Origin of the sequence: Amycolatopsis sp. NPDC049688 (genome assembly GCF_040674975.1) — a bacterium.
Lineage (GTDB): Bacteria > Actinomycetota > Actinomycetes > Mycobacteriales > Pseudonocardiaceae > Amycolatopsis.
Genome location: NZ_JBFANY010000018.1, coordinates 179,832 through 191,550, shown reverse-complemented (window position 1 = coordinate 191,550; position 11,719 = coordinate 179,832). Strand labels below are relative to the sequence as shown.

Below are 11,719 nucleotides of genomic sequence, written 5' to 3'. Positions count from 1 at the left end.
TTCTTGCATCTCAAAGGAAACCCCGACGAGGGGGTTTCATATAAGCTCTACTGGCTTAGTTCACTAGCACACTGTTGAGTTCTCAAGCAACACACCCCGAGTTCGCCGCGATCAAGCGGCTCGCTCGAAGCGAGTCATTCCTAGCAGTTTTGGTGGGACACCCACTCAATCGCGATCCGCGAGAGCTTGGTTCGTGTCCCGGCGGCCACCCGGTTTCCCTGGCGACTTGGAGAACTTTACACCCCCTCCGAGGGCCCGAAACAGGGGGGTCCCTTAACTGCGTTCCCGCAGGTCAGGGCCCTGTTTCGGGCCGACGGAGCCGATCAGCCGCCGAGCGCGACGCCGGCGACGTTGCGCTTGCCCCGGCGGACGACGAGCCACTTGCCGTGGAGGGCGTCCTCGCGGGCCGGCTTCCACTCCTCGTCCGCGATCTTCACGTTGTTGACGTACGCCCCGCCCTCCTTGAGGGTGCGGCGGGCGGCGCCCTTGCTGTCCACCAGTCCCCCGGCGAGCAGCAGGTCGACGATCGTCGGCTCGCCCGCCGGGTCGACCTTGCCGTTCGGCACCTCGGCCATCGCCGCGTCGAGGGTGCGCTCGTCCAGGTCGCCGAGCTCGCCGCGGCCGAACAGCGCCTGGCTGGCGTTGATCACCTGCTGCGTCTGCTCCTCGCCGTGCACCAGCGTGGTGAACTCCTCCGCCAGCCGCTTCTGCGCGGCCCGCAAGTGGGGGCGCTGTTCGGTGTCCTCCGCCAGCGCGGCGATCTCCTCCTGGCCGAGGAAGGTGAACATCCGCAGGTAGCGGATCACGTCGGCGTCACCCACATTGACGAAGTACTGGTACCAGGCGTACGGCGAGGTCATCTCGGGGTCGAGCCAGAGGTTGCCGCCGCCGGTGGACTTGCCGAACTTGCGCCCCTCGGCGTCGGTGACCAGCGGCGCGGTCAGCGCGTGCACGGCCGCGCCCTCGGTCCGGCGGATCAGGTCGACCCCGCCGACGAGGTTGCCCCACTGGTCGGACCCGCCGACCTGCAGCTTGCAGCCGTACTGCCGGTAGAGCTGCTGGTAGTCCTGCGACTGCAGGAGCAGGTAGCTGAACTCGGTGTACGACATGCCGTCGCCCTCGAGCCGTCGCTTCACCGTCTCCCGGTTCAGCATGACGTTGATCGAGAAATGCTTCCCGACGTCGCGCAGGAACTCCAGCGACGTCTGCTGCCCGGTCCAGTTGAGGTTGTTCTCGACGATCGCACCGGTCGGCGAGTCGTCGAAGTCGACGAACCGTTCGAGCTGGCCGCGGATGCGCCCGGCCCATTCGGCGACGACGTCGAGCGTGTTCAGCGTGCGCTCACCGGTGTCGCGCGGGTCGCCGATCATCCCGGTCGCGCCGCCGGCCAGCACGATCGGCCGGTGCCCGGCGCGCTGGAAGCGCTTGAGCATGAGCAGCGGGACCAGGTTGCCGGCGTGCAGGCTGGGCGCGGTCGGGTCGAAGCCGCAATAGAGCGTCACAGGACCCTGGTCGAGCTCGCGCCGGAGGGCGTCGATGTCGGTGGACTGCGCGATCAGGCCGCGCCAGGACAGCTCGTCGAGGATGTGTTCGCTCACGCCTGTAGATCCTCCCGCACCTGGTCAACCGACTGACTGGCGGGTCGGACCCGCCGCTTGCCGCCGCGGCGGTAGGTCGACACGGCCGGGGACGCGCCGTCCCAGAACCGCCACGGCGTGTCCATCGCCATCGCCACGCCGACGCGCGGGCCGCTGCGGATCCGCTCGGCCGGCACCCGCTCACCGGCGTACAGCCGGACCGGTGACGCCGGATCGGTCAGGTCGACGCCGTTCTCGGCGCGGTCGATGCGCAGCACCGAGGTCAGGATCGCCGGGCCCTTGGCGAGCTCGCCCGTGCCCCGCGCGTTCGGCCGCCGCTTGCGGACGACGTCGAGGCCGGTGACGACCTCGCCCGCCCGCAGCAGCACCGCGCCGGCGACGCCGTCGGTCGAGCCGACGATGTTCGCGCAGAAGTGCATCCCGTAGACGAAGTAGACGTACAGGTGCCCGGCGGGCCCCCACATGACCGCGTTGCGCGGGGTCCGGCCCCGGTAGCAGTGCGACGCCGGATCGTCCTCGCCGCGGTAGGCCTCGACCTCGACCAGCCGGACGCCGACCGTGCCGTCGGGACCGTCGGCCTCCAGGACCGAGCCGAGCAGCAGGTGGGCCAGGTCGACCGGGTCGAGCGCGAGTTCGTCGCGCGTGAACAACCGGCCTGCGTCGCCGCTCAAACGGACTTCCTCTCCTCGGCTGCCTGGCGCGCCCACCCTAACCCTTGAGCGATCGCTCAAACTTCTCTACAGTCTTTTTGAGCAGTCGCTCAAACCCGGAGGGGAGACGGAGATGCGACCGAAAGCGCTCTACGTCGAGACCGTGATCCGCACGGACCTCGACACGTTGTGGCAGCACACCCAGGATCCGGCCCTGCACCGGCGCTGGGACCTGCGGTTCGCCGAGATCACCCCGGTCGACGGCCACTTCCGCTACACATCCCGGTTCCTGGGCGTCACCGTCGCCGGGATCGGAGTCAGCGCGGCGTCGCGGGACTGGCCGGACGGCTCGCGCACGTCGGTGCTGCGGTTCGCGTCCGCCGACCCGCTGTCGCTGATCAGCGCGGGCGCCGGTTTCTGGCGCTACACGCCGGTCCCGGGCGGCGTCCGCTTCGTCACCGGCTTCGACTACGGCACCCGCTGGGGACGCTTCGGGCGGCTCGCCGACCGGGTGTTCCGGCCGGTGTTCGGCTGGATGACGGCGTGGTCGTTCGACCGGCTGCGGCTCTGGCTGGAGACCGGCGTCGCGCCGGAGGACCAGCCGCTGACCGCGCCCTCGGCCGCGCGCTGCGGCCGGACGCGGCCCCGCGACCGGGTGCCTGCCGGAGCGTCTTCATGAGCGGGGTCTTCGAACGCGCCCTCGGCACGGACTTCGCGAACCTGCACCCGAGGGTGCAGGAGCGGCTCGCTCTGTCGGGCACGCGCGGGATGATCGGCCACGGCGTGATGGACCGCATCTGGCGGGGCCGGAACTTCACGCTGCCGTTCCTGTGGCTCGGCTCGACGTGGCACATCCTGTTCCCCGACTGCGGCCGGAACGTGCCGTTCACCATCGAGAACTACCCGTACGTGGACGGGCACGGCCGCGAAACGGTGTCCTTCGTACGGACCTTCGAATTCCCGAGGCGGCGAAGACGCTTCGACGCCCAGATGGTGTACAGCCCCGGCCGCGGGCTCGTCGACTACCTGGGGACGCACCAGCACCTGGCGGTGGACCTCGCCGTGTCGGCCCGGCCCGACGGCGGGTTCCGGATCCGCTCCGGCGAGTTCCGGCTGCAGGAGGGGCCGGTGCGGACGGGTGTCCCGCGGATGCTCACCGGGACCGCCACGGTCGACGAGTGGTTCGACCCGGGCAGCGGGCAGTTCCGGATCGAGGTCGCGGTGGTCAACCCGCGCTTCGGCCCGGTGTTCGGGTACGAGGGCGGCTTCACCGCCCGGTACGTCGACGTCGGAGGCGGGGTGAGCGGGGCGGTCAAACCGCTTCGTGAGAAGGTCATGGACTGATGGGCACCGGCCGGAACTCCAGTTCGCAGGACACGAAGCAGCGGCTCGTGGACGGCGTGCTGGAAGTCGTCCGGCAGCAGGGCATCACCGCCGTCTCCGCCCGGTCGGTCGCCAGTGCCGCGGGGGCGAACCAGGCGCTGGTCTTCTACCACTTCGGCAGCGTGGAGGAGCTCGTCGCGCAGGCGTGCGTCTCCGCGACGGAGGCTCGCGTCGCCCTCTACCGCGACCGGTTCGCCGCCGTGGCCACGGTCGGCGAGCTGCTGGCGCTCGGCCGGGACATCCGGGCCGCGGAACGCGCGGAAGGCAACCTGGCGCTGCTGGCCCAGACGCTGGCCGGGGCGCAGGGCAGCGAGCGGCTCGCCGAGGCGACCCGCGAAGGCCTGGACAAGTGGATTTCCGAGGTCCGCTCGGCGCTCGAGCGGGTGCTCACCGGGTCACCGCTGGCGGAGCTCGCCGACCCCGACGGGCTCGCCCACGCCGTGTCCACCGGGTTCCTCGGGCTGACGCTGTTCGACACGGTCGACCCCGACGGCGCCGAGCAGGCCGTGGCCGCGCTGGAGCAGCTGGCCGTGCTCGTCGACGTCCTGGACGGGCTCGGCCCGGTGGCCACGCGGGCCGTCCGGGCCAAGCTCCGCAAGAAACTCAGTTGAGCCACTGACGCGCCGCGGTGACGCGCTCCTCCAGCCGCGCGCGCTGTTCGGCCACGCGCGCCGGCGCCGTGCCGCCCCGCGCGTCGCGGGACTTCACCGAACCTTCGACGGTGAGGACCTCGCGCACCGCGGGGGTGAGCGCCGGGTTGATCTTCTCGAACTCTTCGTCGGTCAGCTCGTCCAGGCCGACGCCCCGGGCCTCGGCGACACGGACGCTCTCCCCCGCCGCTTCGTGCGCGACGCGGAACGGGACGCCCTGCCGCACCAGCCACTCCGCGATGTCGGTGGCCAGGGTGAAGCCGGCCGGGGCCAGCTCCGCGAGCCGCTCGGTGTGGAAGGTGAGCGTTTCGAGCATGCCGGCGATCGCCGGGAACAGGAGCTCGAGCTGCTCGACCGAGTCGAACACCGGCTCCTTGTCCTCCTGCAGGTCGCGGTTGTAGGCCAGCGGCTGCGCCTTGAGGGTGGCCAGCAGGCCGGTGAGGTTGCCGATCAGCCGGCCCGCCTTGCCGCGCGTCAGCTCCGCGACGTCCGGGTTCTTCTTCTGCGGCATGATCGAGCTACCGGTGGCCCAGGCGTCGTCCAGGGTCACGTAGCCGAACTCGGCGGTGTTCCAGATGATCACCTCTTCGGCGATCCGGGACAGGTTCACCGACAGCATCGCGACGGCGAAGGCGAACTCGGCGACGAAGTCGCGCGAAGCGGTGCCGTCGATGGAGTTTTCGACGCTGGTCGCGAAGCCCAGCTCCTCGGCGACGGCCTCCGGGTCGAGCCCGAGCGACGAGCCGGCGAGCGCACCCGAGCCGTACGGCGACTCGGCCGTGCGGGCGTCCCAGTCCTGCAGCCGCGAGACGTCCCGCAGCAGCGCCTGGCCGTGGGCCATCAGGTGGTGGGCGAGCAGCACCGGCTGGGCGTGCTGCAGGTGCGTGCGGCCGGGCAGGATCGCGTCCGGGTGCCGTTTCGCCTGCGACACCAGCGCGTCGATGACCTCCAGAGTGCCCGCGACGACCCGGCGGGCGGCGTCGCGCAGCCACATCCGGAACAGCGTGGCCACCTGGTCGTTGCGGGACCGGCCGGCGCGCAGTTTGCCGCCGAGTTCGGTGCCCGCGCGCTCGAGCAGGCCGCGTTCGAGAGCCGTGTGCACGTCCTCGTCGGCGATCGTCGGGGTGAACTCCCCCGACGCGACGTCCTGGGCGAGCGTGTCCAGCGCGGCCAGCATGCCGGTCAGCTCGTCGTCGGTGAGCAGGCCCGCCTTGCGCAGTACCCGGGCGTGCGCGCGCGATCCGGCGATGTCGTAGGGCGCCAGGCGCCAGTCGAAGTGCGTCGACGCGCTCAGCGCGGCCATGGCCTCCGCCGGACCGCTGGCGAACCGGCCGCCCCACAGCTGGACCGGCTGCTCGTTCCCGCTCACTGTTCTCGCTTCTCCTCGGTGTGTTCGTTCACGTGTTCAGGCGACCGTGATCCGGCCGTCGTACAGGACCAGGCGGACTTCGCCCGAAGCGGTGCCGGTCAGACTGGCGCATCCGCGGCCGGCCCGCCGTTCGAGCGCGGCGCACGCTTCGCCGCGGCCGATCCGCTGCGCCTCGCCGCGCGCGCTCAGCATGCGGCGCGCTTCGGCGACGGAAACGGTCTCCCCGTCGATCGCCACCGGGATCCCGCGGTCGAAGGTGATCACGACCTCGTCCGGCGCGAGGAACTCGCCCTCGGCCGGGAAGATGTCGCCGATCGCGATCATGGTGATCCTTCGTCCGCCGATCGCTGGGCGAGGGCGGCGAAGCGCTCGGCCAGTTCCTTGCCGGTCAGGGGCTCACGCGCGATCACGGCGACCGTGTCGTCACCCGCGATCGAGCCGACGACCTCCTCCAGTGCCGCCCGGTCGATCGCGCTGGCGAGGAACTGCGCCGCGCCCGGCGGCGTCCGCAGCACCATCAGGTTGCCGGACGAGTCCGCCGAGACCATCAGTTCCGCAAGCAGCCGGGAGAGCCGCGACGTACCGCCCTGCACCCCGCGGACCGGGCTGCCGTCCTCGGGAATCACGTAGACCGGCGCTCCCGAGTCCGGGCCGCGCAGCTTGACCGCCCCCAGCTCGTCGAGGTCGCGCGACAGCGTCGCCTGCGTGACCTCGATACCTTCGGCGGCCAGCAGCTTGGCCAGCTCGGTCTGGCTGCGGATCGTCATGGTCGAGACCAGCTCGGTGATCCGCGCCTGCCGCCCCACCCGGCTGCCGGTCATCGCCGGCTCTCCTCGAACAGCCAGACCAGCAGCGCCTTCTGGGCGTGCAGCCGGTTCTCGGCCTCGTCCCACACCGCGCTGGCCGGGCCGTCGAGCACCTCGTCGGTGATCTCCCAGCCGCGGTGGGCCGGCAGGCAGTGCAGCACGATCGCGTCGTCCGCGGCCTTCTTCAGCAGCTCGGCGTTCACCTGGAGAGCGCGGAACGGGCCGACCCGGTCGAGGCCGTCGTTCTCCTGCCCCATCGACGTCCACGTGTCGGTGACGAGCACGTCCGCGCCGTCGACCGCCGCGTACGGGTCGGTGAAGTCGGTGACGCTGCCGCCGGTCTCGCTCGCGCGCTTCTTCGCGTCCAGCATGACGCCCTGGTCCGGCTGGAAACCGACCGGCGAGACGACCCGGACGTGCATCCCGGCGGTGACCCCGCCGAGCAGCAGCGAGTGCGCCATGTTGTTGGCGCCGTCGCCGAGGTAGACGAGGGTGAGGCCGGCGAGCCTGCCCTTGCGCTCGCGGATCGTCATCAGGTCGGTGAGCACCTGGCACGGGTGGAACTCGTCGGTGAGCGCGTTGACCACCGGGATCGACGCGGCCGAAGCCATCGCCTCGATGCGTTTCTGCGCGAAGGTGCGCCAGACGATCCCGTCGACGTACCGCGACAGGACCCGCGAAGTGTCTTCGATGGTCTCTTCGCGGCCGAGCTGCATCGAGCGGCCGTCGACGATCACCGGGTGGCCGCCGAGCTGGCTGATGCCGACCTCGAACGAGAACCGGGTCCGCGTCGAGTTCTTCTCGAAGATCGCCGTGATGGATTTGCCGGCGAGGGTCTTGTTGCCGAGCGGATCGGCCTTGAGCTGGTCGGCGAGGTCGAGGATGGCCTTCTGCTCGGCCGGACTGACGTCGTCGTCGCGGAGGAAGTGGCGCAGCATCAGTCGGAGTCCTTCGTGGTGGAGTCGAGCGCGTTCGGGAGGGCGGCGAGGAAGCCTTCGGCCTGCTGGGCGTCGAGCACGAGCGGCGGCGCGAGCCGGACGGTGTCCGGGGCGACCGGGTTGACGAGGTAGCCGGCGGCCTGGGCGGCCTGGGCGACCGCTGCCGAGAGGGGCTGCTTGAGGGCGATGCCGAGCAGCAGCCCGGCTCCGCGCACCCCGGCGACGAGCGGGTGCCCCAACGCCTCGACGCCCGCCGCGATGTCCTTGCCCAGCGTGGCGACGTGGTCGAGGAGGCCGTCGGCGGCGATGGTCTTCAGCACGGCCAGGCCGGCCGCGCAGCAGACCGGGTTGCCGCCGAAGGTGGTGCCGTGCTGGCCGGGTTTGAGCAGGTCGCCCGCCGCGCCGACGCCGATCACCGCGCCCAGTGGCAGCCCGCCGCCGAGGCCCTTGGCCAGGGTGATCACGTCCGGCACGATGCCGGCCTGCTGGTAGCCGAACCAGGTGCCGAGCCTGCCGAGGCCGGTCTGCACCTCGTCGAGCACCAGCAGCGTGCCGGTGGCCTTGGTGATCTCCCGGGCGGCGTGCAGGTAGCCGTCCGGCGCCGGGATGACACCGCCTTCGCCGAGCACCGGCTCCAGGAAGACCGCCGCGGTGTCGGTGTCGACGGCGGCTTTGAGCGCCTCGGCGTCCCCGAACGGCACGTGCGCCACGCCGGGCACCAGCGGCTTGAACGGGTCGCGCTTGCCGGGCTGGCCGGTGAGCGTCAGCGCGCCCATGGTCCGGCCGTGGAACGCGCCTTCGGCGGCGACCACCTTGGTGCGCCCGGTCAGCCGGCTGATCTTCAGCGCGGCTTCGTTGGCCTCGGCGCCGGAGTTGACGAACAGCACCTTGCCGTTACCGGTGAGTCCGGCGACGTCGAGCAGTGCTTCCGCCAGCTCGACGGCCACCGGGTTGACGTACAGGTTCGAGGTGTGGCCGAGCTGCTTGATCTGCGCGGTCACGGCTTCGACGACCGCCGGGTGCGCGTGGCCGAGCGCGTTGACGGCGATCCCGCCGACCAGGTCGACGTACTCCTTGCCGTCGGCGTCCCACACCTGCGCGCCTTCGCCGCGGACGAGCGTCAGCTGGGGCGTGCCGTAGTTGTCCATCAGGGCGGACTGCCAGTGCTGCTGCCCGTCCACATTGGACTGGAGGTCGGTCACGGGAGCTCCGTTTCGGGGAAGACCATGGTGCCGACGCCGCGGGAGGTGAAGACCTCCAGCAGCACCGAGTGGGCGAGGCGGCCGTCGATCACGTGCGCCCGGCGCACGCCGCCGCGGATGGCGCGCACGCACGCCTCCATCTTCGGGATCATGCCGCTGGCCAGGGTGGGCAGCATCGGTTCGAGGCGGTCGACGCGGATGCGGTCGATCAGCGACGAGCGGTCCGGCCAGTTCGCGTACAGGCCTTCGACGTCGGTGAGCACGACCAGCTTCTCGGCGCCCAGCGCGGCCGCGAGCGCCCCCGCGGCCGTGTCGGCGTTGACGTTGTGCACCACGCCGTCGACGTCCGGGGCGACGGTGGACACCACCGGGATGCGCCCGGCGTTGACGATGTCGAGCACCGCGTCCGGGTTGACCTCGGCGACCTCGCCGACCAGCCCGATGTCGACCGGCTCACCGTCCACAGTGGCCTGTTTGCGTTCGGCGGTGAACAGCCGGGCGTCCTCGCCGGAGATGCCGACCGCGTACGGCCCGTGGGCGTTGATCAGCCCGACGAGCTCCCGGCTGACCTGGCCGACGAGCACCATCCGGACGATGTCCATCGTCTCCGGCGTGGTGACGCGCAGGCCGCCCTTGAACTCGCCCTCGACGCCCAGCCGGTTGAGCATCGCGGTGATCTGCGGGCCGCCGCCGTGCACGACCACCGGGCGCAGGCCGGCCAGCCGGAGGAACACCATGTCTTCGGCGAAGGCCGCCTTCAGCTCGTCGTCGACCATGGCGTTGCCGCCGTACTTCACCACCACGGTGGCGCCGTGGAACCGCTGCAGCCAGGGCAGCGCCTCGATGAGCACTCCGGCCTTCTCGGCCGCCGTCGCGAGTCGTTCGTCCGCGGAAATCAGAGCCTCCTGGGTCATGAGGAGTACGCGCTGTTCTCTTCGACGTAACCGTGCGAAAGATCCGTGGTGTAGATGGTCGCCGTGCCCTCGCCGACGCCGAGGTCGACGACGATTTCGATGGCCCGGCCGGTGAGGTCCGCTTCCGACCGGTCGGCGGCGGGCATCCCCTGGGCGAACAGGGTGACGCCGTTGATCGCGATCGACACGGTCTCCGGGTCGATGCGGGCGGGGACGCGGCCCAGCGCCATGGCGATCCGGCCCCAGTTCGGGTCCGAGCCGAACAGTGCCGTCTTGACCAGGTTGTCCTCGGCGATCGTGCGGGCGACGGCGATCGCGTCGGCTTCGGTGTCCGCGCCCTGCACGGTGACGTCGACGTCCTTGGTGGCGCCCTCGGAGTCCGCGCGCAGCTGGAGCACCAGGTCGTGGCTGACCGCGGTGAGCAGTTCGGTGAGCTCGGCTTCGGTCGGTTCGACCCCGCTCGCGCCGGAGGCCAGGACCAGGACGGTGTCGTTGGTGGACGTGCCGCCGTCGACGTCGAGCCGGTCGAAGGTGACGCGGGTGGCCGCGCGCAGGGCCCGGTCGAGGGTTTCCTTGTCCACCACGGCATCGGTGGTCAGGACCGAAAGCATGGTGGCAAGGTTCGGCGCGAGCATGCCCGCGCCCTTGGCGAAGCCGCCGGCGCTCCAGCCGCTGTCGTGCTTCGCGAAGGCCTGCTTCGGTTTGGTGTCGGTGGTCATCACGCCCTTGGCGGCGTTGAGGCCGGCTTCGGGGCTGGCGTCGAGGGCCTTGAAGGCGGTGTCCACTCCGGACAGGACCGCGTCCATCGGGAGCCGCTCGCCGATCAGGCCGGTGGAGCAGACGGCGACCTCGATCGCGCCGGCCTGCAGGACTTCGGCGACTTTTTCGGCCGTGGCGTGGGTGTCCTGGAAGCCGCCGGGACCGGTGGCCGCGTTGGCGCCGCCGGAGTTGAGGACGACGGCCTTCAGCCGCTGCTGCTTGAGCACCTCCTGCGACCACAGCACCGGCGCGGCCTTGATGACGTTGCGGGTGAACACGCCGGCGGCGACGTCCAGGGGGCCGTCGTTGACGACCAGGGTGAGGTCGAGCGCGCCGGAGGCCTTGATCCCGGCGGCGACGCCGGCGGCGCGGAAGCCCTGGGGGCCGGTGACGGTCACGGTGCCACTCCTACGGTGGGAAGCCCGGTGGTTTCCGGGAGGCCGAGGGCCAGGTTCATCGACTGGACGGCACCGCCGGCGGTGCCCTTGGTGAGGTTGTCGATCGCGGAGACGACGACCAGGCGCCGAGCACCTTCGTCGACCGCGATCTGCAGCTGGGTGTTGTTGGAGCCGAGCGTCGACGCGGTCGTCGGCCAGGCACCCGCGGGCAGTAGCTGGACGAACGGTTCCGCGTCGTAGGCCTTTTCGTAGGCGGCCCGGACCGCGGCCTCGTCGACGCCGTCCTTGAGCGGGGCGTTCGCGGTGGTCAGGATGCCGCGGGGCATCGGCGCGAGCACAGGCGTGAAGGACACGGTGACCTTCTCCCCCGCGACGGCCGAGAGGTTCTGCGCGAACTCGGGCGTGTGGCGGTGGGCGCCGCCGACGCCGTACGCGCTCGCCGAGCCCATCACCTCGGAGCCGAGCAGGTGCGGTTTGAGACTCTTGCCGGCACCGGAGGTCCCGGTGACCGCGACGACTGTGACGTCGGGCTCGACCAGCCCGGCGGCGAACGCGGGCGCCAGGGCCAGCGAGCCGCCGGTCGGGAAGCAGCCGGGCACGGCGATGCGCTTGGTGCCGGCGAGCTTCTCGCGGGCGCCGGGCAGCTCGGGCAGGCCGTACGGCCACTGGCCGGCGTGGTCGCCGCCGTACCAGCGCTGCCAGTCGCCGGCGTCGGCCAGGCGGTGGTCGGCGCCGAGGTCGACCACCAGGACGTCCGGGCCGAGCTGCGCCGCGATCGCCGCGGAGTGCCCGTGGGGCAGGGCGAGGAAGACGACGTCGTGGCCGGCGAGGTTTTCCGGCGTCGTCTCGGCCAGGACGCGGTCGGCGAGGGGGACGAGGTGGGGCTGGTGGACGCCGAGCTTCGTGCCCGCGCTGCTGGCGGCCGTGAGCGCGCCGATCTCGACCTCGGGATGGGTCAGGAGCAGGCGCAGCAGCTCACCGCCCGCGTACCCGCTGGCTCCGGCCACCGCGATGTTCACCGTCATACGCATGATTATGCACGCCCTTGCAAG

Annotated in this window: 13 protein-coding genes; 3 read left to right on the top strand and 10 right to left on the bottom strand. The window is 71.4% G+C overall.

Annotation, left to right across the window (positions count from 1 at the left end; all coding sequences use genetic code 11):
* Positions 1-323 precede the first annotated feature (323 nt).
* Entirely contained in the window at positions 324-1,598 is a 1,275-nt protein-coding gene (tyrS, locus tag AB0J55_RS38875) for a tyrosine--tRNA ligase (protein ID WP_364260664.1), read from the bottom strand.
* On the bottom strand, positions 1,595-2,269 hold the full coding sequence (locus AB0J55_RS38870) for a DNA-3-methyladenine glycosylase (RefSeq protein WP_364260661.1): 675 nt from the start codon (positions 2,267-2,269) through the stop codon (positions 1,595-1,597). The genes tyrS and AB0J55_RS38870 overlap by 4 nt, the downstream gene beginning before the upstream one ends.
* 112 nt (positions 2,270-2,381) lie before the next feature.
* Here AB0J55_RS38870 and AB0J55_RS38865 point away from each other — a divergent pair, with 112 nt between their 5' ends.
* Genes AB0J55_RS38865 through AB0J55_RS38855 form a run of 3 tightly spaced genes read left to right on the top strand, consistent with a single transcriptional unit; the run spans position 2,382 to position 4,242 of the window.
* Positions 2,382-2,927 carry a hypothetical protein gene (locus AB0J55_RS38865; RefSeq protein WP_364260658.1) on the top strand — a complete coding sequence of 182 codons (546 nt, stop codon included), beginning with the start codon at positions 2,382-2,384 and terminating at the stop codon, positions 2,925-2,927.
* A complete protein-coding gene (locus AB0J55_RS38860) occupies positions 2,924-3,592 on the top strand; it encodes a DUF4166 domain-containing protein (RefSeq protein WP_364260655.1) in 669 nt (222 codons plus the stop codon). Before AB0J55_RS38865 ends, AB0J55_RS38860 begins: the two co-directional genes overlap by 4 nt.
* Positions 3,592-4,242, top strand: a complete 651-nt coding sequence (locus tag AB0J55_RS38855) for a TetR family transcriptional regulator (RefSeq protein ID WP_364260652.1) — start codon at positions 3,592-3,594, stop codon at positions 4,240-4,242. The genes AB0J55_RS38860 and AB0J55_RS38855 overlap by 1 nt, the downstream gene beginning before the upstream one ends.
* Here the strand turns inward: AB0J55_RS38855 and argH are convergent.
* Genes argH through argC form a run of 8 tightly spaced genes read right to left on the bottom strand, consistent with a single transcriptional unit; the run spans position 4,235 to position 11,692 of the window.
* Positions 4,235-5,650, bottom strand: a complete 1,416-nt coding sequence (argH, locus tag AB0J55_RS38850) for an argininosuccinate lyase (protein ID WP_364260649.1) — start codon at positions 5,648-5,650, stop codon at positions 4,235-4,237. The two genes, AB0J55_RS38855 and argH, sit on opposite strands and share 8 nt — an antisense overlap.
* A gap of 36 nt (positions 5,651-5,686) precedes the next feature.
* Positions 5,687-5,974 (bottom strand): argininosuccinate synthase, encoded by a 288-nt coding sequence (locus AB0J55_RS38845; protein ID WP_364260646.1) that lies wholly within the window; start codon positions 5,972-5,974, stop codon positions 5,687-5,689.
* Positions 5,971-6,471 (bottom strand): arginine repressor, encoded by a 501-nt coding sequence (locus AB0J55_RS38840; RefSeq protein ID WP_364260643.1) that lies wholly within the window; start codon positions 6,469-6,471, stop codon positions 5,971-5,973. The genes AB0J55_RS38845 and AB0J55_RS38840 overlap by 4 nt, the downstream gene beginning before the upstream one ends.
* Positions 6,468-7,394, bottom strand: coding sequence for an ornithine carbamoyltransferase (gene argF / locus AB0J55_RS38835; protein ID WP_364260640.1), 927 nt, complete (start codon positions 7,392-7,394; stop codon positions 6,468-6,470). The genes AB0J55_RS38840 and argF overlap by 4 nt, the downstream gene beginning before the upstream one ends.
* Positions 7,394-8,596 (bottom strand): acetylornithine transaminase, encoded by a 1,203-nt coding sequence (locus tag AB0J55_RS38830; protein WP_364260637.1) that lies wholly within the window; start codon positions 8,594-8,596, stop codon positions 7,394-7,396. Before AB0J55_RS38830 ends, argF begins: the two co-directional genes overlap by 1 nt.
* Positions 8,593-9,510 (bottom strand): acetylglutamate kinase, encoded by a 918-nt coding sequence (gene argB / locus AB0J55_RS38825; RefSeq protein ID WP_364260634.1) that lies wholly within the window; start codon positions 9,508-9,510, stop codon positions 8,593-8,595. The genes AB0J55_RS38830 and argB overlap by 4 nt, the downstream gene beginning before the upstream one ends.
* Complete coding sequence (gene argJ / locus AB0J55_RS38820) at positions 9,507-10,667, bottom strand: bifunctional glutamate N-acetyltransferase/amino-acid acetyltransferase ArgJ (RefSeq protein ID WP_364260631.1); 1,161 nt, start codon at positions 10,665-10,667, stop codon at positions 9,507-9,509. The genes argB and argJ overlap by 4 nt, the downstream gene beginning before the upstream one ends.
* Positions 10,664-11,692: an N-acetyl-gamma-glutamyl-phosphate reductase gene (argC, locus tag AB0J55_RS38815; RefSeq protein ID WP_364260628.1), complete on the bottom strand. Its 1,029-nt coding sequence runs from the start codon at positions 11,690-11,692 to the stop codon at positions 10,664-10,666. The genes argJ and argC overlap by 4 nt, the downstream gene beginning before the upstream one ends.
* Positions 11,693-11,719 lie beyond the last annotated feature (27 nt).